At 58.7% G+C, this 23,141-nt stretch carries 20 protein-coding genes; 10 read left to right on the plus strand and 10 right to left on the minus strand.

The genetic code is table 11. The features are described 5' to 3' along the window. Positions 1 to 89 precede the first annotated feature (89 nt). Both nrdR and R3D51_16680 read right to left on the minus strand, forming a co-directional pair. Positions 90 to 614 (minus strand): transcriptional regulator NrdR, encoded by a 525-nt coding sequence (gene nrdR, locus R3D51_16675; GenBank protein MEZ5901115.1) that lies wholly within the window; start codon positions 612 to 614, stop codon positions 90 to 92. Between the two features lie 151 nt (positions 615 to 765). Then, positions 766 to 1,173 (minus strand): helix-turn-helix domain-containing protein, encoded by a 408-nt coding sequence (locus R3D51_16680; protein ID MEZ5901116.1) that lies wholly within the window; start codon positions 1,171 to 1,173, stop codon positions 766 to 768. Between the two features lie 101 nt (positions 1,174 to 1,274). Here R3D51_16680 and R3D51_16685 point away from each other — a divergent pair, with 101 nt between their 5' ends. Next, positions 1,275 to 1,859, plus strand: coding sequence for a flavodoxin family protein (locus tag R3D51_16685; protein ID MEZ5901117.1), 585 nt, complete (start codon positions 1,275 to 1,277; stop codon positions 1,857 to 1,859). A gap of 103 nt (positions 1,860 to 1,962) precedes the next feature. On the opposite strand, the gene glyA is transcribed toward R3D51_16685, so the two are convergent. The 5 genes from glyA to R3D51_16710 form a co-directional block, all read right to left on the minus strand. Continuing rightward, complete coding sequence (glyA, locus tag R3D51_16690; protein MEZ5901118.1) at positions 1,963 to 3,270, minus strand: serine hydroxymethyltransferase; 1,308 nt, start codon at positions 3,268 to 3,270, stop codon at positions 1,963 to 1,965. 241 nt (positions 3,271 to 3,511) lie between these two features. Continuing rightward, complete coding sequence (hemA, locus tag R3D51_16695; protein MEZ5901119.1) at positions 3,512 to 4,744, minus strand: 5-aminolevulinate synthase; 1,233 nt, start codon at positions 4,742 to 4,744, stop codon at positions 3,512 to 3,514. A gap of 469 nt (positions 4,745 to 5,213) precedes the next feature. Further along, complete coding sequence (locus R3D51_16700; protein MEZ5901120.1) at positions 5,214 to 6,524, minus strand: L,D-transpeptidase family protein; 1,311 nt, start codon at positions 6,522 to 6,524, stop codon at positions 5,214 to 5,216. 373 nt (positions 6,525 to 6,897) lie between these two features. Then, positions 6,898 to 7,407: a winged helix DNA-binding protein gene (locus tag R3D51_16705; protein MEZ5901121.1), complete on the minus strand. Its 510-nt coding sequence runs from the start codon at positions 7,405 to 7,407 to the stop codon at positions 6,898 to 6,900. Between the two features lie 208 nt (positions 7,408 to 7,615). Further along, entirely contained in the window at positions 7,616 to 8,743 is a 1,128-nt protein-coding gene (locus R3D51_16710; protein MEZ5901122.1) for an enoyl-CoA hydratase/isomerase family protein, read from the minus strand. Between the two features lie 201 nt (positions 8,744 to 8,944). Between R3D51_16710 and R3D51_16715 the strand changes: the two genes are divergently transcribed. The 3 genes from R3D51_16715 (at position 8,945) to R3D51_16725 (ending at position 12,918) form a co-directional block, all read left to right on the plus strand. Beyond that, complete coding sequence (locus tag R3D51_16715; GenBank protein MEZ5901123.1) at positions 8,945 to 10,240, plus strand: extensin family protein; 1,296 nt, start codon at positions 8,945 to 8,947, stop codon at positions 10,238 to 10,240. A 104-nt stretch (positions 10,241 to 10,344) separates the two neighbouring features. Continuing rightward, entirely contained in the window at positions 10,345 to 11,415 is a 1,071-nt protein-coding gene (hemB, locus tag R3D51_16720) for a porphobilinogen synthase (GenBank protein MEZ5901124.1), read from the plus strand. Positions 11,416 to 11,568: 153 nt separating this feature from the next. Next, positions 11,569 to 12,918, plus strand: coding sequence for a ferric reductase-like transmembrane domain-containing protein (locus R3D51_16725; GenBank protein ID MEZ5901125.1), 1,350 nt, complete (start codon positions 11,569 to 11,571; stop codon positions 12,916 to 12,918). A gap of 18 nt (positions 12,919 to 12,936) precedes the next feature. Here the strand turns inward: R3D51_16725 and R3D51_16730 are convergent, their stop codons facing one another. The 3 genes from R3D51_16730 to R3D51_16740 all read right to left on the minus strand — a co-directional run bounded on the left by R3D51_16730 (position 12,937) and on the right by R3D51_16740 (position 14,472). After that, on the minus strand, positions 12,937 to 13,335 hold the full coding sequence (locus tag R3D51_16730; GenBank protein ID MEZ5901126.1) for a Crp/Fnr family transcriptional regulator: 399 nt from the start codon (positions 13,333 to 13,335) through the stop codon (positions 12,937 to 12,939). 36 nt (positions 13,336 to 13,371) lie between these two features. Further along, a complete protein-coding gene (locus tag R3D51_16735; protein MEZ5901127.1) occupies positions 13,372 to 13,848 on the minus strand; it encodes a DUF2155 domain-containing protein in 477 nt (158 codons plus the stop codon). A 225-nt stretch (positions 13,849 to 14,073) separates the two neighbouring features. Next, the gene (locus tag R3D51_16740; GenBank protein MEZ5901128.1) at positions 14,074 to 14,472 is read right to left on the minus strand and encodes an NADH:ubiquinone oxidoreductase subunit NDUFA12; all 399 of its coding nucleotides are present in this window, start codon (positions 14,470 to 14,472) and stop codon (positions 14,074 to 14,076) included. Between the two features lie 766 nt (positions 14,473 to 15,238). Between R3D51_16740 and R3D51_16745 the strand changes: the two genes are divergently transcribed. The 6 genes from R3D51_16745 to R3D51_16770 all read left to right on the plus strand — a co-directional run bounded on the left by R3D51_16745 (position 15,239) and on the right by R3D51_16770 (position 23,073). Continuing rightward, complete coding sequence (locus tag R3D51_16745; GenBank protein MEZ5901129.1) at positions 15,239 to 19,000, plus strand: vitamin B12-dependent ribonucleotide reductase; 3,762 nt, start codon at positions 15,239 to 15,241, stop codon at positions 18,998 to 19,000. Positions 19,001 to 19,336: 336 nt separating this feature from the next. Beyond that, complete coding sequence (locus tag R3D51_16750) at positions 19,337 to 20,578, plus strand: cyclopropane-fatty-acyl-phospholipid synthase family protein (GenBank protein MEZ5901130.1); 1,242 nt, start codon at positions 19,337 to 19,339, stop codon at positions 20,576 to 20,578. A gap of 166 nt (positions 20,579 to 20,744) precedes the next feature. Further along, positions 20,745 to 21,650: a sulfotransferase domain-containing protein gene (locus R3D51_16755; GenBank protein MEZ5901131.1), complete on the plus strand. Its 906-nt coding sequence runs from the start codon at positions 20,745 to 20,747 to the stop codon at positions 21,648 to 21,650. A 172-nt stretch (positions 21,651 to 21,822) separates the two neighbouring features. Beyond that, positions 21,823 to 22,155: a hypothetical protein gene (locus R3D51_16760; GenBank protein ID MEZ5901132.1), complete on the plus strand. Its 333-nt coding sequence runs from the start codon at positions 21,823 to 21,825 to the stop codon at positions 22,153 to 22,155. A 170-nt stretch (positions 22,156 to 22,325) separates the two neighbouring features. Further along, on the plus strand, positions 22,326 to 22,703 hold the full coding sequence (locus tag R3D51_16765; protein ID MEZ5901133.1) for a hypothetical protein: 378 nt from the start codon (positions 22,326 to 22,328) through the stop codon (positions 22,701 to 22,703). Between the two features lie 172 nt (positions 22,704 to 22,875). Next, positions 22,876 to 23,073, plus strand: coding sequence for a hypothetical protein (locus tag R3D51_16770; protein MEZ5901134.1), 198 nt, complete (start codon positions 22,876 to 22,878; stop codon positions 23,071 to 23,073). Positions 23,074 to 23,141: the final 68 nt, after the last annotated feature.

Genomic DNA, 23,141 nt, shown 5'->3' on the forward strand with positions numbered 1-23,141 from the left:
CGTTCTCCCATCGCAGCGAACTCAGTTCGCGAGGAAACGCGCAAGGGCAAACAGATCGACGATGTGTCGGGATGCCAATCACGACCGGTCTATTTCTTTGTTGTCACGACATCTGCCGGAGGCGCAGACGCGAATGCATCATCGCGCAGCCGCCTGTCGGAGACATCGCTTGCAATATCGCGCAAGACGGCCTGAAAATCGTTGGCATCTCGGAAATCGCGGTAAACGGAGGCAAACCGCACATAAGCGACCGGATCGAGTTCGCGCAAAGCTGCCATGACCAGTTCGCCGATTTCGGCGGACGAAATTTCGGTCTCACCGGAACTTTCCAGCTGACGCACAAGCCCCGTAATCAGCCGCTCAATTCGCTCAGGCTCAATTGGGCGTTTGCGCAGCGCGATTTGAACAGAACGTTCCAGCTTATCGCGTTCGAAGGGCACGCGCCGGCCCGAACGCTTCACCACGATCAGCTCGCGCAGTTGCACGCGTTCGAACGTCGTAAACCGGCCCCCGCAATCCGAGCAGACACGGCGGCGACGGATGGCGGAATTCTCGTCCGACGGCCGACTGTCCTTCACTTGGCTATTCTCGCTCCCACAGAAGGGACAGCGCATCAGACCTTCACTCCTTCAAAAGTCAGCTTTCAGAGCCTTCCCGCTGGGTCGGCGCCTTCTGGGCGCCAGACGCTGCGGCCGCCTTGGTAGCCGGATTCCAACCGCCGCGAAACGCCTCCCGCAAGAAGGCTTTGAAAGTTCTACAGTGACTTTATCGCCGAGCCGCCGTCTCACGTTGTCTATAGCGCGCCCGAGCCGCCTGAACTTGGCTAATGTGGGCCTCGGCCCAACTATCCAGCTTGCGAACCGCATCCGACAAGGAGCGCCCAAGGTCCGTTAGCGCGTATTCCACGCGCGGAGGCACCTCGGCGTAATCAATACGTTCCACAAGCCCGTTACGCTCAAGCTCTCGAAGCGTCTGGGTCAACATTTTTTGAGAAACGCCGCCAATCAGCCGCATCAGATCGCCGTTTCGCATTGGGCCGCGCCGCAACGACGGAAGAATGAGCAACGTCCACTTGTCCGCAATAAGCTCCAGAATGGCGCGCGACGGGCATGCTTCCGTATAGACATTTCCTGGCGGACACGGCTGGCCGCTCACGACCACCTTACTCACCATCACAACCCCATTGGTTACCAAAAGGTGCGTACTTTACTTATGGTAATATTGAATATGTATAGGGGATCGTCGAGCAATGCAACGCATGTCAGGAGCCTCCTATGACCAATATTGCCATCGTCTACCACTCCGGCTTCGGCCATACCAAAGTGGTTGCAGAGCATGTTGCGAAGGGTGCAGCCAGTATCGCAGGCACCACCGCAAACCTCTTCAAGGCTGAAGACCTTGCCTCGCCAGATAGTGGACCCTGGGAGGAACTTGCACGGGCCGATGCCATCATTTTCGGGGCACCGACGTACATGGGTTCCGCATCAGCTCCCATGAAGCAGTTCCTCGATGCTTCATCCAAGGTTTGGTTCACACAGGGCTGGAAGGACAAAATCGCCGGGGGTTTTACTAACTCGGCCGCATGGTCGGGCGACAAGTTCGCGACTTTGTCCCAATTCGCGGTTGTCGCCGCCCAGCACGGCATGATCTGGGCGGGGCTTGGCCTAATGCCTGGAAATAACAGCTCGAAGGCATCGATCGAGGACGTCAATCGTGTCGGATCCTTCCTCGGCCTCATGACCCAGGCCAACGTCGACGAGAGCGCGGAAATCGCTCCTCCTCAGGCCGATCGCAAGACAGCCGAGCTTTTCGGCGCACGGATCGCTCACGTCGCCGCACGTTGGAAGAAGGGCCGCTGAGCAGCTGCTCGATTGCCGGAATCCAGAAACGAAAAGGCGCCGGGACGAACCGGCGCCTTTTGCACGTCATCAGGGTGGACCGCCCAAAGCGGTCTTCACATGCTCATGAGTAGATCGGGAACTTGGCGCATAGCGCGATGGCCTTGGCGCGCACGGCAGCCTCGACCGCGGCATTGCCAGCTTCGCCGTTCTTGGCAAGCCCATCGAGGACTTCCGCGATCAGGCGAGCGATCTCCTGGAACTCGGCAACGCCGAAGCCGCGCGTGGTGCCTGCGGGCGAACCCAGACGGATGCCCGAAGTGACCATCGGCTTTTCCGGATCGAACGGGATGCCGTTCTTGTTGCAGGTGATGTTGGCTCGGCCCATTGCCTTTTCGGCGATGTTGCCGGTGATCTTCTTGGGCCGCAGATCAACCAGGATCAAATGGCTGTCCGTGCCGCCGGAGACAAGCGCGAAGCCGCTCTGAACGAGCACTTCGCCCATGGCGCGAGCGTTATCAATGACGTTCTTGATGTAGACCTTGTACTCGGGACGCAGCGCCTCACCAAAGGCGACCGCCTTGGCCGCGATGACGTGCATGAGCGGACCGCCCTGGATGCCGGGGAAGATCGCGGAGTTGACCTTCTTTGCAATGTCCTCGTCGTTGGTGAGGATCATGCCGCCACGCGGACCGCGAAGAGTCTTGTGCGTCGTCGTCGTAACAACGTGCGCATGCGGGAATGGGCTGGGATAAAGACCCGCAGCGACGAGACCCGCGAAGTGAGCCATGTCGACCAGAAAGTGCGCACCGACTTCATCAGCAATCTTGCGGAATGCGGCGAAATCGATCTTGCGCGGATAAGCCGAGCCGCCAGCTATGATGATGCGCGGCTTGTGCTCGTGAGCGAGCTTCTTCACTTCGTCCATATCGATGAGGTGCGTATCGGGCTTGACCATGTAGTGCACGGCCTTAAACCACTTGCCCGACTGATTAACCGGCGCACCGTGAGTCAAGTGACCGCCCGCAGCGAGAGAGAGGCCCAGGATGGTGTCGCCTGGCTTGGCGAGTGCATTGAAGACACCCTGGTTGGCCTGAGAGCCGGAGTTGGGCTGGACATTCGCGAACGAGCAGCCAAAAAGCTTCTTGGCGCGCTCGATTGCGAGTTCTTCTGCAATGTCAACGTACTGGCAGCCACCATAATAGCGCCGACCCGGATAACCTTCGGCGTACTTGTTGGTCAGCACCGAGCCTGCTGCATCAAGCACCGCCTGCGAAACGATGTTTTCCGATGCGATGAGTTCGATCTCGTGCTGCTGGCGTCCGAATTCCTTCTGGATGGCGCTGAAGACCTCCGGATCGGTCTCAGACAGATGCGACTTGAAAAAGCGCGAGGTCTGCGAGTTGGCCGCTTGGGCCGGAGCGTTCGACATGGGCGTTCCCTATGTTTTTTACTGATTTCTGGGGTAGTTGAACGAAATATGCGCGGGCGCCAGCAAGTCTTTCGACCTGCTCGCGCGATCCATTGCGACCATAGTAGGAGGGCTGAAAAGCGGGCTCAACACACAAACGTTCGCGAGCCCCCGTGTAAAATAGGCGCGGGATTAAGTGAGCCCACACCAATGGGTAGCGGCGAACGTGTGCAGGCGGAATGAGCCGCCTGCCATCTCGATTTTATTCGGCAGCCTGGCTCAGCCCCATCTCCGACTGCAGCGGGCACTTCGCCCACAGCTCGGTCATGGCGGCCACGAGGTGGTCCATGTCCTTGTCGGTGTGCAGCGGCGTCGGCGTGAGACGCAGACGTTCGGTGCCACGCGGCACGGTCGGATAATTGATCGGCTGAACGTAAATTCCGTACTCGTTGAGCAGGATGTCGGAGAGCTGCTTGCAACGCACCGGATCAGCAACCAGCACCGGAACGATATGGCTGGGGCCCGAAATCACGGGCAGATCGGCAGCTGTCAGGCGACGCTTCAAAGTGCGAGCGCGCTCCTGATGACGTTCACGCTCGACATTAGACGACTTCAAATGGCGGATCGACGCCAGAGCGCCGGCAGCAATCACCGGAGCGAGCGAGGTGGTGAAGATGAAACCGGGTGCATACGAGCGGACCGCGTCGCAAAGCGTGCGGGACGCCGCGATGTAGCCGCCCATGACGCCAAAGCCTTTGGCGAGCGTACCGTTAATGATGTCGACACGGTCCATAACACCATCACGTTCGGCAATGCCGCCGCCGCGCGGGCCATACATGCCCACAGCATGGACCTCATCAAGATACGTCAGTGCGTTGTATTTCTTCGCCAGGTCACAAACAGCCGCGATGTTGGAAACGTGGCCGTCCATCGAGTAGACGCTCTCAAAAGCGATGATCTTAGGAACATCGAGAGGCACGCGCTGCAGCTTCGCCTCAAGGTCAGCGAGGTCGTTGTGCAGGAAGATATGCTTGGGACCGCGTCCGTTGCGGATGCCCGCGATCATCGAAGCGTGATTCTTCTCGTCAGAGAAAACCACACAACCGGGGAGAAGCTGAACGAGCGTAGAAAGCGCAGCCTCGTTGGCGACGAACGCCGAAGTGAACAATAGCGCTGCTTCCTTGCCGTGCAGATCGGCAATCTCGTGCTCAAGCTCGACGTGATAATGGGTGGTACCCGAAATGTTACGCGTGCCGCCAGAGCCGGCGCCAACGATATCGAGCGCTTCGTGCATCGCGGCGATGACCTTGGGATTTTGGCCCATGCCGAGGTAGTCGTTAGAGCACCAAACGGTAATCGGGCGCGTAGCCTCGGGCTTGATGAAATCCGCCTTGGGGAAGTCGCCACGATGACGCTTCAGATCCGCGAAAATTCTGTAACGGCCCTCGCGCTTAACGGCCTCAAGGGCTGCGCTCAGCCTCTGCTCGTAATCCATGAAGCTTATTTCCACTCCCCAGGACTTAGTATCGTTTTCCTGAACTATGCCGGGGGTTGCCCGACAATCAAAGCGTTCTTTCGTCGCGCGCTTCATTTATTTCCTTACGGGAAACAAATCCGCACCCGTTTTCGTCACGCCCTGAACCGTCATCCAATCGCAGGCAGCCATACCTGCAAATTTCGAGGCAATCTTGACCAGGGCAAAAGATACTAAACATTGCGCTAGATCAAGGTTCGACACTATGGCGCATTTGGGCGTACCCGAGGCGGCGGAAGTCTAGTTTAGAGATTGGATCAAACAGGGCCAGTTCCGCCACTATCCGATTGACCTGGGAGGGATATCTCCGAGTGGTCTTCCCAGCAAATATTGGGTTGGGCGTCAGTTGGCAAGCACGGCTATCAGCTCCGGACAACAAGCGTCGCCCCTCGAACGGTGAGCCACTCGCTGGGGCACGATCCGACCAGGCCTAGTAGTTGGCAGCCACTTCACCGACACTATCGCGCTGATAGAGATCGCGGCGGAACTGGACGACACCGTCAGGGGTAGCCCAGGCGGTTATGTAGACGAAGTGGAGATCGACAGGCTTTTTCAAGCGCACATCGCGTCTTGTGCCCGTTTCCTTCATTTCCGCGATGGCTTCGTCACTCCAGCCATTCTGGCCATTGAGCAGCCATGCGGCCAAGTGAGCGATATTGCGGACCCGAATGCAGCCAGAGCTGGCCGAACGGAAATTGCGCCCGAAAATCGTGTCCGACGGTGTGTCGTGCATGTAGACGGAATGAGCACTGGCAAAATTGATCTTGAGGAACCCGAGCGGATTCTCCTTTCCCGGCTGCTGACTGTAGGAATAAGTGCCCGGCCGCACCTTGTTCCAGTCGATCTTATCCGGGTCGACCTTCTTGCCCGAGCCGTCGTACGCATCGATATGGAACTTGGACAGGACGCTCTGACCCTTCTTCTGCATTTCACGCCCGCGCGGAATGAGGTCTTCAGACTCCACCGTAGGCGGTACCCGCCACATCGGGTTGAAATTCAGATCTGTGATCGAGGAGCGCAGTAGCGGGGTAGCCCTATCGGGCTTGCCCACCACACCCGCGTAGCGCGCGACGATGTCGCCGTTCTCCACTGCCTCGATCTGGGCGGCGGGGATATTCACGACCACGTAGCGCTTCGATACCTGGCCGACGAGCGACTGTAGGCGCGTCAGGTTCACCTTGAGCTGTTTCAGCCGAACGTCGGCGGGGACATTCAGGGCCGCAATAGTACGCCTGTCGAGAATGCCCGTCGGAGTGAGCCCGTTGGCTGCCTGGAAACGCTTCAACGCCTTCTCAAGCTCGTAGTCGAAGTAGTTCGAACCACTGCTATCGCCTTTGTACTCGCCGGAAGCCGACAGACGCGCGCGCAGAAATGCGACGCCGGCGTCGCGGGAGCCAGCCTGCAATTGTTGCTCGGGAACCGGCGCCCAGCCGCCACGGGCTACGACGTCCGAATAGAGCTTGATGGCATCTTTCGTGGGACCAATGTTGGCCTTGGAGATCGTGGCAAAGCCTTTGGGAGGGTTGGCCTCCCACTCGCGTATAAAGCTGCGGTCGTAGCTCGGGGTGGAAACCGGTCCGCCACTGTTGGCAAAAGTCTCCTGAAAGTAGGCCATGCCTTGTGCGTGGGCTGTCGTCACCATCTCCGGCATGAATGCGAACGCAATGCACGAGACGGTAAAGCAGAGCGCAGCCTGCACTCCACGGCCAACGTTCCCAACAGTCTGCCCAACCCGTCGCACGATCATCTCCAGCCCGGTTTGTTCCCAGTCTACGTGACTTAACACTTCCCTTATTAGCCTTAAGCAAACGTTGCCGGCTGCCTCGGGGAGGCGTGCGTGCCGGATTTTAAGGTGAGAAGGCTGAAAAACGTGAGGCAATTACGAATCGCAACCGCGCATTTTGATGACCCGCGGTGTCAGTGCCACACCATCCGCCCAAAAGGCTAAGGGGCTCTACCTAGGAGCATTGGCAAAGCAGGCTTTCAGCTGAGGATCCAACGTCTTGCACCGCAATGAGAAAGAGCCGCCTAGCTTTGCGCCGGGCGGCTCTTGAGGATGCAGGCTGCCTTCTTGAGCCCCCCGACCCATGCCGGGCAGCGGACCGCGTTACAAATTACAGGCGATAGCGGATCTGATCCGACCAGAAGCGCTCCAGACGGACCAGAGCCTTGTTGAGACCCTTGATATCGTCTGTCGTGACTTCACCGACGCTTTGCACCGAGCCAAGCTGACGATTGTAGAGCTTCGTCACCACATCGCACGCCTCCAGACCGCGATCGGTCAGGCTGACGCGAACCGAACGACGGTCCGTATCGGAGCGCTTGTAGTGGATGTAGCCCATGTCAACGAGCTTCTTGAGGTTGTAGGAGACGTTGGAGCCCAGATAGTAGCCGCGGGTCTTTAACTCGCCTGCGGTCAACTCGCTCTCGCCTATGTTGTACAGCAACAGAGCCTGTACGCTGTTGAGTTCGGCACCGCCCTGGCGGTCAAACTCGTCCTTGATGACATCGAGAAGGAGGCGATGAAGGCGCTCGATCAGGCGGAGTGCCTGAAGATATTCCGAGCGGAAGGCCTCATCCTGAACCGGCGCCGTGTTACGCACCATATCAAACGCAATACTCATTACCCTGCCTCTTACCGTTTACGCTTCCCGATTATTCTCGGGTTGCTGGAAAGGTAACGCAGATGAATAAAGAGCGACTAAATAGATATAGTAAAAGAATAGTAACAGCCCCTCAAAAGAAGGATTTTTTAATCAACGAAACACGAGAATTCCGTGTAAAGCGAATTTTTCTAAAAAGTTCTATTTCAAATTTGATGCAATCGCAGCTCTAAACGCGAGCGGCCTGCATTTGTTCGCGGGTCGGGAGTGCAAGGTCGTTCTCCCCTAACGGCGCGAAGTAGCGCGCCACCTCGGCAGGATCGACATCATCAATCTTTCCCGGTTGCCAGCGCGGCTTGTTATCTTTGTCAATAAGCGCAGCCCGAACACCCTCTGCAAAGTCGTTCCCTTCAAGGCATCTCCACGCAATACGGAAATCCTGAATCAAGGTTTCGCGCAGATCCAGCGACCGGCACGCGCGAATATGAACATCGGTAATGGCGAGAGACGTCGGAGAATACTTGCCTAGCTCCGCCAGAACGGACTCCGCCCACGGCTTGGCTTCTCCCTTGGCGCCAGCAAGCGCCCTCAGAATTTCGGCGAGATTTTCGCCGGAAAAATATTCACGGATCATCGGGAACGTTCGTTCCAACTCCCCGCGGTCTTGATCTTGATGCAATCCGTCAAGCAACGGATCTACAGGCTCCGATTGCGACAGGGCATCAAGAATGTCCTCGAAATGGCTTGAGGCAATACAGTGCGTCACCAATCCCAACCAGAATGCATCGGCGCGACCGACCCGGTGGCCCGTCAATCCCAGATAGAGCCCAATTGGCCAGGGCATCGCCGCCAGCTTGTGCGCGACACCGACATCGGGAAATAGCCCTATCGCCGTTTCGGGCATGGCGAAGGAATAATTCTCACCTGCGACGCGGTGGGTATTGTAGCTCGACAGGCCAGCCCCCGATCCCATGCACAAACCGTTTATGAACGAGACAGTCGGCTTGGAAAAACAGTCGAGCAGCCAATCCAATTGATATTCGGCAGCAAACATCTGCCGGGCACGCGGCATATCCGTCTTGGCGCAATTGACGAGAGCGCGAACATCGCCACCGGCGCAGAACGCGCGGTCGCTCGCAGATGTCAACGCACAGATGTAGATGTCGGGATTGCGTGCCGTTTTGGGAATTTCATCGGACAGGATCTTGCGCATGTCATCATCGAATGCATTGAGCGCGCGCGGCCTATTGAGCACAAAACTCATCAACGCGCCGCGGCGCACGGCCTCAATCTTTGCCGGTTCGGTCTGGGTGGCCTGTGCGGCGGTCGTCGCTTGCGTGGTTGCTGTGTCACTCATTTCGATTTCCGAGAAAGTCCTTGTCTTGCGATAATGGCCTACACCGTGGGTAAACGGCTTAGACGCCACATTTTAGCACTATACACACCCTAGTTCTCGCCACAGTCTACAAGACATTGATTCGCCGAGACGGAACGCGATGCGGTGTCAAGGTGTTTTCCATGCTGATCCACACAATCATCCGGGGGGATGTTGGAGCACATGATAAGAGCCCGCTCGGCTGTCCATATCGCGTCTTTTGGCGTTCTGACCTGTTTGGCACTGGCCTCCTTTGGCGACCAGCCCTTGATGGCACGCGATAACACGGGCTCCAAAGATAAAGAGCAAACTGCAGAAGATCCGTCGAAGTCAGATGCCAAGGGCGAGAGCAAAACCCGCAAAGGCGTACGCATCGAGCTGACTGTGCCGCGGATCCCAGGTATCTCTGGCAAGTCTTGGCCCAAGACAATCCCCGACGCAGAAGCAGAAAAGAAAGCAGACGGTGCACTGCCCGAGAAATGGAGCCCGGAGGAGATTGCAGCCGCCAAAGCTCATTGCACCGCCGTTCTCAGCCATATCAATGCGATCGCCATTCCCCAAGAGCCGATCAAGGAAGGCGGATGCGGTACACCTGCTCCGATCCAGCTCATTAGCATCGGCCGCAACCCGGAAGTGGCCTTGTCGCCACCTGCGATCGTCAACTGTGACTTCGCCGAAGCGTTAAATGATTGGGTGACCAACGACGTTCAGCCTCTTGCCGTGAAAAACTTCTCCAACAAGGTCATCAAGATTGAGGTCATGAGTTCATACTCGTGCCGCACGGCCTACGGTCGCAAGGGCAACAAGCTCAGCGAGCACGCTGTCGCTAATGCTCTTGATATCCGTGGTTTCGTAACCGCCGGCGGCCGACAAGCTTACGTTCTCGAACACTGGGGCACACCCCAGCGCGAAATTCTTGCGCGCATCGCTGAGGAAAAGGCGAAGGCCGCAAAAGCTCTCGCCGAAGCGCAAGCCGCAGAAAAGGCAGCCCAGACCATGCAGGCCGGGGGCAAGCCTTCCAAAGAGACGCCACCGTCGTCCACGGCCTCAAGCGCGGGTGAGCCCGGTGGCGGGGTCGCGCGGTCGACCATTGTGGATGGCACTCCCAAGCTCACCATCACACTTCCCGGCGCTTCTCCCGGCGGTGGTGCTGGAGCAGATAGCGGCTTCTCCATGGCCCCGAGCCGCCTGGGCGGCCCAAAGTCCGACGAGCCGTCCAATGGCAAGAGCGTCAACGTTGCGAAGGCCGCTGCTAAGACTGGCAAAACAACCCAAACAAAAGCAGCTGACAAACCTAAACCGCCACAAAAAGAGGCCCGGCTCAACGACGCGGAGCGCAAGGAAGCCTTTTTACATGCCGTCCACGCGAGCGCTTGCCAACGCTTTGGAACCACTTTGGGCCCGGAAGCAAACTCCGCGCATCGTAACCATTTCCACGTCGATATGGCGCCGCGCAAGAAAACCAAGATCTGCGATTAACGCACGCCTGCGCTGCGCAGGCGGCCAAGGCCGGCATGAGCAGGCTTGTCAAAGGCTCCCTGCTTGTCCCAAGGTGCGGCCGGATTTCAACCGGACCTCAATTCATGTCTGATCGCACACCTCGCGCACCTAAGGCGCAAGCAACCCCCCGCTCGCAGTCAGCTCACGCCGCACCGCGGCTCAGTTGCAGCGAATACCCCGCCATTCGAATGCGCCGGAACCGCAAGTCCGGCTGGACACGCCGCATGGTGGCGGAGCATGTCCTTACACCCGACGATCTGATCTGGCCGATCTTCGTGCTTGAAGGCGTCGCCAAACGCGAAGCGGTCGCGTCCATGCCCGGTGTGGAACGCCAGAGCGTCGATCAGGTTGTCGAAAGCGCGCGTGAAGCCGTCCGCCTCGGCATCCCGGCACTTGCCCTCTTTCCCTACACCGATCCCAAGCTCAGGACAGACGATGCGCGCGAGGCCTTCAATCCAGACAATCTTGTCTGTCGGGCGACGCGCGCCATCAAGAAGGCGGGCCTCGAAATCGGTGTTGTGCTCGACGTTGCGCTCGATCCCTATACGAGCCATGGCCACGATGGTCTGCTTGTCGGTGACGAGATCGTCAATGACGAGACCATAGCCGCGTTGATCAAGCAAAGCCTCGTTCAGGCAGAAGCTGGCGCCGACGTGCTGGCCCCGTCCGACATGATGGATGGACGCATTGGTGCCATTCGGGCAGCGTTGGAAACTGCAGGTCTTCAGAACACGCAGATCATGTCCTATGCCGCCAAGTATGCCAGCGCGTTCTATGGCCCGTTCCGTGATGCAGTGGGCTCAGCAGGTTTTTTGAAAGGCGACAAACGCACGTATCAAATGGATCCCGCCAACTCCGACGAGGCATTGCGCGAGGTCGCACTCGATATAGCCGAAGGCGCGGACATGGTGATGGTAAAACCGGGTATGCCCTATCTCGACATCGTGCGCCGCGTCTCAGAGACGTTCAAACTTCCGACCTTCGCCTATCAGGTCTCGGGCGAATACGCGATGATCGTGCGCGCTGCGGAAGCAGGCTGTTTTGACTGCGACAAGGCGATGATGGAAGCGCTGATGGCGTTCAAACGTGCAGGCGCCGCCGGCATCCTGACCTACTACGCACCACGCGCCGCCAAGCTCCTCAACCACGACTGATCGAGAACAGACAGAGCCGCTCTAGCTGCCGAGAAAATCCCCTGCGGCAATCCGCACCCGCCGGATCATTGCGCCTGTCTGCGTTTGCCCTTCGACTAGGCGGGCATTCTCCGGCGGCATGCGCGTCATCGCATCGAAGGGGATGATATCGACATGACACCGATCAAGATTGTGCTTTGGGGATTTCTCGCAGCGATAAGCGGCCTTTGGCTGCTTGCCGAGCCCATATTCGGCATTCCCCAACAGTTCGCCCCAATCCGTGCCGCCCTCATCAATTACACGGGCATCATCGGCATATCAGTCATGAGCCTCGCCATGATCTTGGCTGTCCGCCCCGTGTTCGCGGAACGTTGGTTCGACGGCCTCGACAAGATGTACCGGCTGCACAAGTGGCTCGGCATCACCGCATTGATCTTCGCGGTTTCACATTGGATCAGCGCCAAGGCGCCTCACTGGCTTATCGACCTGGGACTTATGGAACGACGCGGGCGCGGCCCTCGGCCAGAGATCACCGATCCAATCGCGTTGTTTTTTCGCGAACAGCGCGGACTAGCAGAGGGCCTTGGCGAGTGGGCGTTCTACGCGGCGGTATTTCTCATTGCCCTGGCGCTTATCAAGATATTTCCCTACCGGCTGTTCCACAAGACGCACATCCTGCTTGCCGTCGCTTATCTCGTGCTGGTGTTCCACGCTGTCGTACTGATGAAGTTCAGCTACTGGGGCGACGCCGTCGGCATCGCCACGGGAATTCTGATGGCCGCTGGCACGGTATCGGCCATCGTCCTGTTGGCAAAGACGAGCGGGCTGGCGCGTCCAGTCGTGGGACAGATCGAAAACATCGAATACAACGCGCCGAACCACGTTCTGAAAGTTGACGTCAAGCTCGCAAGCCGATGGCCGGGCCATGACGCTGGGCAATTCGCCTTCGTCACCTTCGATGATGCTGAAGGTGCTCATCCCTTCACGATTTCTTCGTCATGGCAACGTGACGGGCGTCTGACGTTCCTCATCAAAGAACTCGGCGACTACACCCGAACGCTGCCCGGCACGCTGGCCGCCGGCCAGAAAGTGAAGATTGAAGGACCGTTCGGGCGATTTGACTTCCAATCGGAGAAAGAACGCCAAGTTTGGATCGCAGGCGGGATAGGAATTTCGCCGTTCATCGCCCGTATGCAAGCGTTGGCCAGCGACCGGAATTCTACGGACGTCAACTCAACAAAACCCGTAGATCTTTTCTATGCCACGGCAGCCGAGAACCTTGCGGAGTTTCTGCCGAGGATCCAAGAGCGGGCGGAGGCGGCAGGCGTCAACCTGCACGTCATCAGGTCACCTCGCGACGGACTGCTGCGCGCCAAGGATATTATGGGCGCCATTCCAAAATGGAAAGACGCTGACTTGTGGTTCTGCGGACCTGAAGGATTTGGAAAAAGCCTGCGCCAAGACTTCGTTGCAGCCGGCCTGCCAACGACGGACTTCCACCAGGAATACTTCCAGATGCGTTGAGGTGCGCGGGCGCGGTCTTCAAGAGTCGGCCGCGCCCTCGTCACGTCTGCGCAAGCGTTGCGCCAGGACGCGCATGACATGCAGCGCGAACGCGGGCTCTTCCTTCACGAGTTCAAGAAACATGTCGCGCGGAATGACGGCGACCGTCGTCTTCTCTGCGGCCAGAGCGGCTGCTGAGCGCGGTCCATCATCGATCAGCGCCATTTCGCCCAGAATTCCACCAGGCCCGACCTGCTCAAGCTCTTTACCGTACCTCACCACGTCGATGCGACCGGACAGCACGGCATACATCTCCGCGCCCGTTCGATGCTCGAAGAACACCGGCTCGCCGGCGTCAAGCTGGCGAATTTCAGGATTTCGTCTGGTTATGAGCGTCAGATCGAAGCTGCTGTCCATCGACCGACAAGGTCGCGGCAAGCCGCAATCCTTGTCAACAAGCAAGTCAAAGGCAACTCAACGCCGAACCCGTCTGCGCGGCACGTCGGCCGACTGATCAGACGGGGGCCAGCCGTCGCCGCTCGCAGTCGCCGCAGCGCCGCTATCGTCGCCAGAAGGCTGTGGCGATGCTTGCTGAGGCGTAGATCTGATAGGGTTCTTGCATTCGGTCAGCCACACATCGACGGTCGGATGCTCGACGCCAAAGATCCCGGGACTTTCCGCAAACATCCAGCCGGTAAAGATCCGCTTCTCGGTTCCATCGAGCTGAGTTTCGTCAACCTCTACGAACGTGGTGGTCTTGGGCAGCTCAGTAGCGGGACGCGAGTAGCACACGCGCGGCGTCACCGTGATCTGGCCGAAAGCGACGCTCTTGTTGATCTCGACCTCAAATTTGGAGATCCGCGCCGTCACTTTGTCGAGGGCTGAGAATACCGCGACCTGGTTCTCAATACGCTCCGCGTGCGCTACCGGAACTCCACCAGCAAACGATATGCAAAGCGCGAGGGCGGCAAGACTTACAACGCGCAATCGCGATTGATTGCGGTTCGTCTCAAAGGTCGCCTTAAAGGTCGCCAGCACCCCGGTCCTAACCCTTCAATTCTCGAAATCGGAGCCCCGAAGCGGCTCCCGTTCAACGGACCATCCCATTCACGCCAATGGTGGCGTCAACAAGGCCCCATAACGCCAGCTGATTTAATCAGCTTTCTGACGTGCCGGTCAGTCCGGAGTCCAAGGCCGGTAATCGCTTGTCGTCCGGGCACGCGGACCAGGGGCCAGAATCGAGCCCTGCGGCCGGTACGCTTCCGGAGTTCCAGTCATGTTCATCTGGTGCGGTTCTTGCCAGGGCTTGGGATCGTAGCGTTCGTCTGTCGGCAGCTGGTCCACTGTGTAATGCAGCCAGCCGTGCCATTCGGGCGGCACCTGGGAGGCCTCGGACAGATTCTTATATGTCACCCACCGTGCAGGCACGCCGAGCGGCCCAACACCCGAACGTTGGACGTAATAGCGATTGCCGAATGTGTCCTCGCCGACGAGCTTGCCCTTCCGCCACGTGAAAAAGCGCGTGCCCCACGTATTGCCGCCCCACCAGGAGAAGATCTCGGTGAACAATCCCATTTTTCCCAAAGCCTCATAACAGTGTAGCGCGCACGAGCCGCAACTCGGACTTACCCCTTAAGGATCGTCTCTGTCCATACGGCTCGACCACCGAGGCGGCGGCGCAACACTCTGATGCCGGAATCGCTCTAAGCTCAAGAGCGCGCATGGAAGCAGCCCCTGAAAAATGGCGCTTTCAACAGGCCGCCGAAAGGCCCCGTAAGCGCTCCCGCCCGGATTTCCCGGGTGTTTTCAGTGTTCAATTCACACCTCGCCAACACCCCCACATCTAGTTATTGGTTGTCGCTGCTACCACAATATGTAGATGTCCGCAGGTGACGAACTGATCGAATCGTCCTAGCTTCCAAATACGACAGCAGCGTCTCGGGGGAGTACTCGCGCTGTCGAGACAAGAAGGCAGTGAGGCGTTTTCAGGCCGCATGTCTAGCGGCTCTCAGCAGAGCGTTTCGTGCCGTGTCGATCGAACCCTCCAGGTTCGTTTGTCGTCAAGCCGTCGCGTGTGCCGGCCGGGTGCGGGGAGCATCCGGAGGAGTAGCGGGAGTGTGTCTTATGCGAGGGTCTTCCTTGCACCCGCTGCTCCGAACCATGCGTGCGCGGTTCTGTAAAATTCGCAAGGGCATCCGCCCGAAGCGTCACGACCACAAGCAGGACTTGCGCCTTTCTAGAAGGTGAGGCGCAGCGTCCAAACGAAAACAACCATTCGGGTGTTCCAGCCCTCGTTTCTCGTACTGCGACACCCCCGCAAGAAACCGGGGGCACTTAATCCATGAAGATCACGCGGCGCTTTACCCAGGCCGGACAATCGCCTTACGCCACCATCCCGTTCCGCCGGGCCACGTCGGAAATCAAAAATCCCGATGGCTCGGTCGTCTTCCGTCTGGAAGGCTTTGAAGTTCCCGAGCACTGGAGTCAGGTCGCCGCAGACATTCTCGCCCAGAAGTATTTTCGCAAAGCCGGCGTCGCCCGCGCGCTAAAGAAATTCGAAGAAACTCAAGTTCCCTCGTGGCTATGGCGCTCCATCCCCGATGACGCCGCACTCGCTTCCCTCTCCGAAAAAGAACGCTTCGGCGGTGAAAACGATGCCCGCCAGGTCTTCGATCGCCTTGCTGGCACTTGGACCTACTGGGGCTGGAAAGGCGGATATTTCTCGTCTGAAGAAGATGCCCAGGCCTTCTACGACGAGCATCGCTACATGCTGGCCAACCAGATGGCTGCCCCCAACTCCCCGCAGTGGTTCAACACCGGTCTGCATTGGGCCTACGGCATCGACGGCCCCGGCCAGGGTCATATGTATGTCGACTACCGTACCGGCGAGTTGACCCAATCGAAGTCGGCTTACGAGCACCCCCAGCCGCACGCTTGCTTCATCCAGTCGGTCAATGACGATCTCGTCAACGAGAACGGCATCATGGATCTGTGGGTGCGCGAAGCACGCCTCTTCAAATATGGATCGGGCACCGGATCGAACTTCTCGTCTCTCCGCGGCGCCAATGAAAAGCTGTCGGGCGGCGGGCGTTCGTCGGGCCTTATGAGCTTTCTGAAGATCGGCGATCGCGCAGCGGGCGCCATCAAGTCGGGCGGAACGACGCGCCGCGCCGCCAAAATGGTCGTCGTCGACGTCGATCATCCCGATATCGAGGAATACATCACTTGGAAAGTGCGCGAGGAGCAGAAGGTTGCGGCCCTCGTCACCGGCTCCAAGATCTGCCAGAAGCGTCTGAAGGCGGTGATGACCGCCTGCGTGAAGTGCGAAGCCGATGGCGATGCCTGCTTCGACCCGGCACGCAATCCGAAGCTCAAAATCGCAATCCGCGAAGCCAAACGCGATGGCGTTCCGCAGAACTACATTCTGCGCGTCATTCAGTTCGCCAAGCAGGGCTATCTGGATATCACCTTCGACACCTACGACACCGATTGGGACAGCGAGGCCTACCTCACCGTCTCGGGCCAGAACTCTAACAACTCGGTTCGCGTCACCGATGACTTCCTGAACGCCGTCGTCGATGACAAGGATTGGAGTCTGACGGCCCGCATCTCCGGCAAGGTGACCAAGACCATCAAAGCTCGCGATTTGTGGGAACAGATCGGTTTCGCCGCATGGGCGTCAGCCGATCCTGGCATCCAGTTCCACACGACCATCAACGACTGGCACACCTGCCCGCAGTCCGGCCAGATCCGCGCGTCCAACCCGTGCTCGGAGTACATGTTCCTCGACGACACGGCCTGCAACCTGGCTTCGATGAACCTCCTGCGCTTCCGCCGCGAGGACAAATCCTTCGACATCGAGGCTTACGAGCACGCCTGCCGTCTGTGGACCATCGTGCTGGAAATCTCGGTGCTGATGGCGCAGTTCCCCTCGCGCCAGATCGCCGAGCTGTCCTACCGCTATCGCACCTTGGGCCTGGGCTTTGCCAACATCGGCGGCCTGCTGATGTCTGGCGGTATCTCGTATGACTCGCCGGAAGGCCGCGCCATCTGCGGCGCGATCTCTGCTATCATGACTGGCGTCGCCTATGCGACCAGCGCCGAAATGGCGAGCGAACTCGGTCCGTTCCCAGGTTATGCGCCCAACGCCGGCGATATGCTGCGCGTCATCCGCAACCATCGCCGCGCGGCCTACGGTGAAGGACAAGGCTTCGAGCAGCTCTCGGTCGCACCGGTGCCTCTCGACCATGCATCGCTCAGCGACAAGCGCCTTGGCGACGCTTCCAAGGCAGCTTGGGACCGTGCGCTGGCACTCGGCGAGCAGCACGGCTACCGCAACGCGCAGGCCACAGTAGTTGCGCCGACCGGCACCATCGGTCTCGTCATGGACTGCGACACCACCGGCATCGAGCCCGACTTCGCGCTCGTGAAGTTCAAGAAGCTCGCTGGCGGCGGCTACTTCAAGATCATCAATCAGTCGGTGCCGGAGGCGCTGCGTGCCCTCGGCTACAAGGAAAGCCAGATCGCCGAGATCGAGGCGTACGCAGTGGGACACGCCTCACTGCGTCAGTCTCCGGCCATCAATCATACGACATTGAAGGCCAAGGGCTTTACCGACGAGTCGCTTGCCAAGATCGAGAGCGGCCTTGCTTCCGCATTCGACATCAAGTTCGTCTTCAACCGCTGGACGCTGGGCGACCAGTTCCTCACCGACACGCTCAAGGTGCCGGCAGAGAAGCTGTCCGATCCGACGTTCGACATGTTCGCGCACCTGGGCTTCTCCAAGAAAGACGTAGAAGCAGCCAACGAGCACGTTTGCGGCTCGATGACGCTGGAAGGCGCGCCGCATCTTAAGGCCGAACATCTCCCGGTGTTCGATTGCGCCAATCCTTGCGGCCGCAAAGGCAAGCGCTTTCTGTCGGTGGAAAGCCACATCCGCATGATGGCGGCCTCGCAGCCCTTCATCTCGGGTGCGATTTCCAAGACCATCAACATGCCGAATGATGCCTCGGTGGATGATTGCAAGCAGTCCTACATGCTGTCGTGGAAGCTGGCTCTGAAGGCCAACGCGCTTTATCGCGATGGCTCCAAGCTGTCCCAGCCGCTCAATGCCCAGGTCCTGGGTGAGGACGATGCGGGTGAGGAAATGGCCGAAACCTTGGCCGCAGCTCCGCAGGCACAGCGCACGACGGTCGTCACCGAAAAGATCGTTGAGAAGCTGGTCGAGCGCGTCGTCTACCTGAAGCAACAGGATCGCGAGAAGCTGCCGAGCCGTCGCAAGGGTTACACGCAGAAGGCTTCCGTCGGCGGCCACAAGGTGTACCTGCGCACCGGCGAGTACGACGACGGTCGCGTCGGCGAGATCTTCATCGACATGCACAAGGAGGGTGCAGCCTTCCGCTCGTTGATGAACAACTTTGCCATCGCGATTTCGCTCGGCCTTCAGTACGGCGTGCCGCTGGAGGAATACGTGGAGGCCTTCACCTTCACGCGCTTCGAACCGGCCGGCCTCGTGCAGGGTAACGAGACGATCAAGAACGCGACCTCGATCCTCGACTACATCTTCCGCGAGCTGGCGGTGTCCTACCTTGCCCGTCACGATCTTGCACACGTCGATCCGCGCGAAATCGTGGGCGAGACGGGTCTTGGCTCATCGGACGAGGAGACTGACGAGCAGCTCGATCTCGACCTGCCCGAGAGCGTCACCAAGATGGTGTCGAAGGGTCTGGTGCGCGGACAGCCGGTCGTGCGTCTTGCAAGCCGCGGCAATGGTGGTGGTCACCATCACGCGGAGGCGCCCGCTGCGGTGCTCGGCGAAACAGCGGGCATCATGCGCGCCAGCGAAGGCCTCAGCAGCGGTGCTCAGACGGCGCACGTTATCGGCGCCAACGTGATGAAGGCCGACACCGAGATCTACGCGGAAGCCTCGGTTTCCATCGAGCCGGTGCTGTCGAAGTCGGAGCTTTACCGGCAGCGCATCCAGAACGCGCGCCTTCGTGGCTACGAAGGCGTCGCCTGCCCCGAGTGCGCCAACTTCACCATGGTGCGCAACGGCACCTGCCTGAAGTGCGACACCTGCGGCAGCACGAGTGGGTGCTCGTGATAAAGAATCATGAGTGACCTGTCGGGCCCCGAAAGGGGCCCGACGCATTCTATGGGCCCGTCCTCAGCAAATATCTCAGCTCGCGGAAAGATGGATCCTAGGCACAAGGCCTAGGATGACAAGTGCGTCCGTCTCGGCAGCGCGTCCTGATACCTGCCCTGCGCCGACCCCAACCGCCCGGCTTCGCGTGGAGTACAGCGCAGCGAGCGAGACATGGCGTGCTGAGTGTGCAAAGTATCTTCCCTCACGGGTTCCGAAGCGGGCCAACGTGCCGGCCAACGAGAAAAACCAGGCAGCTTGCGGTCAGATTGCGGACTGCGGGGGAAAGGACGCGCCATGTTCCCACTCTCCAAAATGTTGTCCCACCTCATCCGTGTCGGCACGCTCACGGTGTACGACGCGGAGGGCCGCAGGCATGTATATTCAGGCTCTACGCCCGGCCCATCCGTCAATATGAAGCTGAGCGATCCGCGTCTCTATAAGTCGCTGTTCTTCAGCCCCGAAATGGCTGCTGGCGAAGCCTACATGGACGGCACGCTGACGTTTCCAGAGTCCTCCCTGCGCGCATTCCTGGACTTACTTTCACAGAACCGCAACCTTCCCGGCGGGCCGCCCAGTTCGTTTCACCGTGCGGTGGGCGCCGTCTCGCGACGGTTCAAACACCTCCAACAGGCAAACCCGATCGGCAAGGCGCAACAGAACATCGCGCATCACTACGACATCGGAAACGCGTTGTATCACCTATTCCTCGACGACGGCCTGTTCTACTCCTGCGCCTATTTTGAAAACGACGATGACACACTCGAACAAGCGCAAGTCGCCAAGTGCAGGCTCATTGCGGCCAAGCTTGACCTGCAGCCGGGTCAGAAAATTCTCGACATCGGGTGCGGGTGGGGCGGCCTTGCGATCTACCTCGCCAAGATGGAGGACGTGCAAGTTCACGGGGTGACGCTTTCCAAAGAGCAACACGCGCTTGCCGTCGAACGTGCTGAAAAAGCCGGCGTTGCCAAGCGCGTCCGGTTCGAGCTGCGGGACTACCGCGAACTTGACCAGAAGTTCGACCGCATCGTCTCGGTCGGCATGTTCGAGCACGTCGGCGTGCCGCGCTACGACGAGTTCTTCGCCAAGGTGAACACGCTAATGCCGGATGACGGCGTCATGCTGTTGCATTCCATCGGGCACATGAGCCCGCCGAGCACGGCAAGCCCTTGGCTGCGCAAATATATATTCCCCGGGGCCTACTCTCCTTCGCTCTCGGAGGTGTTTCCAGCGGTCGAGCGCAACCGGCTCTGGGTGACGGACTGCGAATTCCTGCGCCTGCATTACGCGATGACGTTGCGCCACTGGCACACGCGGTTTGAGGCCAACCGCGCGCGTATTGCTGAGATGTACGATGAACGCTTTTGCCGGATGTGGGAGTTCTATCTGATCAGCGCCGAGATGATGTTCCGCTCCGGTGCGCAAGAAGTCTTTCACATGCAGCTCTCACGTAAGCGAGACGCCAGTCCGATCCGCCGCGATTACATTTTTGAGGCGCAGCAGAAGCTGAGGCAACGAGAGGCCGCCGCGGCAGGGTAACCTTTCCGGCGACCGCCTCCCCGAGCGCCATTGTGCACCGCCGCATCGTGCTACGTGAAAACGAGACCTTCGGCTCATTGGACTGGCCGAAAGTGTTGCCTATTGTGCGCCTCGGCAATGCGCACGACACCAGATCGTGCCTCCAACAAAATCGAGGAAACGCCCAATGAACGCGCCTGACATTCAGTGGCCGAAAAAAACGCGCGAAATGCAAAGCCACCACTTCGACTCTACGTTCTGGAATGACTTCAAGTTTCGCGATAACGACATCGTCATCTCGACGTATGCCAAATCCGGCACGACCTGGATGCAGCAGATCGTCAGCCAGTTGTTGTTCAACGGCCAGGAGAATGTGCCCACGGCAGAAATGTCGCCCTGGCTCGATCTGCGCGTACCGCCCAAGGAAGTGAAACTTCCGGCCGTCGAGGCGCAAACGCACCGGCGCTTCTTGAAAACGCATCTGCCCGTCGACGCCATCGTGTTCTCGCCGAAGGCCAAGTACATTTACATCGGTCGCGATGGCCGTGACGTTGCCTGGAGCTTCTTCAATCACCACATCAACGCTAACGAGCAGTATTATGCGGCGGTGAATGACTCGCCCGGCCGCGTCGGGCCGCCATTCGAGCGTCCAGCTGACAATCCCGTCGATTACTTCCGCACCTGGCTGGCGCGGGATGGCCACCCTTATTGGCCATTCTGGGAGAACATTCGCACCTGGTGGGAAATTCGCGATCTGCCGAACGTGCATTTCATTCACTTCAAGAACCTGATCGACGATTTGCCGGGTGAGATGCGCAAGATCGCAAACTTCCTAGACATTCCTATCGACGAAAAGAAGTGGCCCGAGATCGTGAAACACTGCACCTTCGATTACATGAAAGAAAATGCGGCGCCCGCTGTTCCGCTGGGTGGCGCATTCTGGGAAGGCGGCGCCAAAACGTTCATTCACAAAGGTACGAATGGCCGCTGGAAGGACCTGCTCACGGCCGAAGACAACGCAAGGTACGAAGCCAAAGCCAAGGAAGAGCTTGGCGAGGAGTGCGCCAACTGGCTGGCAACCGGCAAGCGCTAGCTTCGCGTATTTCGCTCGTCCGTACCGCCAATCAAAGCCCGCCATGCACACGCAATGGCGGGCTTTTTACTTCCGTTGTTTCTTAAAATTTTGTGATGTGAGAACTCATCCTTCGAAGAGACGTTGGAAAGAATGCAGGGGCACGCTGACGCACGTTAGAAGGAGAATTCAAATGACACGCTTACCCTTCGTCATTTGCGCATTGCTCATGACAACCGGCTCCGCATTCGCACTCACTGTCAACAATCAGTCCGACCAGAAGATCAAGATTGGCCTCGACTCCGGAAACAAAGAGAAAGTTGAAACAATCGCAGCAGGAAAGAGCGCCAACTTTCCCAACTTCTGCCACGAGAGCGGTTGTGGCATCTCTGGCCCATGGGGCTACTCGGTCATGACTAAGCCGGGCGACACACTTACCTACAGCAAAGGCGTTGTGCATCTCTCATCGCAACAAGCCTCGAACGATGCCACCGGCTCCGTGAGCCACAAGACACGCAAGTACTAATATTGAACCGGTAAGGCTGCGGCCGACGGACACAAGACTGCGCGCTGGTTGAGATTTTCATCCGGCGCGCGCACGTGGTAGTTCTGATGTTCAGATAAGATGTGCGGTTGGCGCTGCTCAAAGTGAGGGCGGCAAGCCTTCCGAGCCTGAACATAAGGAGTTGCCCGAACATGAATGCCAAAACCCTGCGTCTCACCGCACGGACTTTCGCCCAGGTTACCGCAATCACTTTATCCGGGCTCGCGATTTCAGGCGCGGTAGTCCCTGTTCATGCCGAGGATGCGGTCCAAGGCAGTGCTGATGCAGGTCACTCCTACGCCAATGCCGTCTGCTCGAAATGCCACGCAATTGAAGCGGGCCAGAAATCGTCACCCGAGATCAAAGCCCCGCCCTTCAGCACTATGGTGACAAACGTCAAGTTGACCTCACAGGACATCGAGGGCTGGCTGACTTCCTCACACAAAGAGATGCCAGATGTCGCGGTCCCGCCCGACAAGCGTGCAGATCTTATTGCCTACATCAAGAGCCTAGCCTTGAAGCAGCAATAGTGCCTGCCAATTGCGTGCTTCGTCAGAAAGCGGACAAAAGACGGCACTTGGTATTGACCGTAATCAAACAACGAGAGCTGAATTGATCCGATAATTGGTGCGTTAGATTCCTTCAATGATACTCCTCCCCGGCGCTCGTAGCCGGGCACGGCAAGTCAAGGGAGAAAGCAACATGTTCAAGGTTGCAGCGCTCATTTGGATCATACTCGCCACAACAATGGGCGGCATTGCTGTCACGGCAATTGTTGCAATACCGAGCTTGGCAGAAAAAGCAGCGACGCTTATTCCGGCCGCGTTCATCACGGCGGTTATTCTCGCGATGCCGATGTCTTATCTGGTTGCGCGGAGTATCCAGGCGAATTCACGCTAGATCCCGTTTCTTGACCGCGGGACGGCGTCAAGGTTATGTGCCTCGTCTTGGGGGATAGAGGCACGCAG

Source organism: Hyphomicrobiaceae bacterium (assembly GCA_041397645.1).
Taxonomy (GTDB): domain Bacteria; phylum Pseudomonadota; class Alphaproteobacteria; order Rhizobiales; family Hyphomicrobiaceae; genus Hyphomicrobium_B.

Bases quoted from the DNA above. Each gene is read 5' to 3' on its own strand.
- nrdR (MEZ5901115.1), bottom strand. From the start codon at position 614: ATGCGCTGTCCCTTCTGTGGGAGCGAGAATAGCCAAGTGAAGGACAGT.
- R3D51_16680 (MEZ5901116.1), bottom strand. From the start codon at position 1,173: ATGGTGAGTAAGGTGGTCGTGAGCGGCCAGCCGTGTCCGCCAGGAAAT.
- R3D51_16685 (MEZ5901117.1), top strand. From the start codon at position 1,275: ATGACCAATATTGCCATCGTCTACCACTCCGGCTTCGGCCATACCAAA.
- glyA (MEZ5901118.1), bottom strand. From the start codon at position 3,270: ATGTCGAACGCTCCGGCCCAAGCGGCCAACTCGCAGACCTCGCGCTTT.
- hemA (MEZ5901119.1), bottom strand. From the start codon at position 4,744: ATGGATTACGAGCAGAGGCTGAGCGCAGCCCTTGAGGCCGTTAAGCGC.
- R3D51_16705 (MEZ5901121.1), bottom strand. From the start codon at position 7,407: ATGAGTATTGCGTTTGATATGGTGCGTAACACGGCGCCGGTTCAGGAT.
- R3D51_16710 (MEZ5901122.1), bottom strand. From the start codon at position 8,743: ATGAGTGACACAGCAACCACGCAAGCGACGACCGCCGCACAGGCCACC.
- R3D51_16715 (MEZ5901123.1), top strand. From the start codon at position 8,945: ATGATAAGAGCCCGCTCGGCTGTCCATATCGCGTCTTTTGGCGTTCTG.
- hemB (MEZ5901124.1), top strand. From the start codon at position 10,345: ATGTCTGATCGCACACCTCGCGCACCTAAGGCGCAAGCAACCCCCCGC.
- R3D51_16725 (MEZ5901125.1), top strand. From the start codon at position 11,569: ATGACACCGATCAAGATTGTGCTTTGGGGATTTCTCGCAGCGATAAGC.
- R3D51_16740 (MEZ5901128.1), bottom strand. From the start codon at position 14,472: ATGGGATTGTTCACCGAGATCTTCTCCTGGTGGGGCGGCAATACGTGG.
- R3D51_16745 (MEZ5901129.1), top strand. From the start codon at position 15,239: ATGAAGATCACGCGGCGCTTTACCCAGGCCGGACAATCGCCTTACGCC.
- R3D51_16750 (MEZ5901130.1), top strand. From the start codon at position 19,337: ATGTTCCCACTCTCCAAAATGTTGTCCCACCTCATCCGTGTCGGCACG.
- R3D51_16755 (MEZ5901131.1), top strand. From the start codon at position 20,745: ATGAACGCGCCTGACATTCAGTGGCCGAAAAAAACGCGCGAAATGCAA.
- R3D51_16760 (MEZ5901132.1), top strand. From the start codon at position 21,823: ATGACACGCTTACCCTTCGTCATTTGCGCATTGCTCATGACAACCGGC.
- R3D51_16765 (MEZ5901133.1), top strand. From the start codon at position 22,326: ATGAATGCCAAAACCCTGCGTCTCACCGCACGGACTTTCGCCCAGGTT.
- R3D51_16770 (MEZ5901134.1), top strand. From the start codon at position 22,876: ATGTTCAAGGTTGCAGCGCTCATTTGGATCATACTCGCCACAACAATG.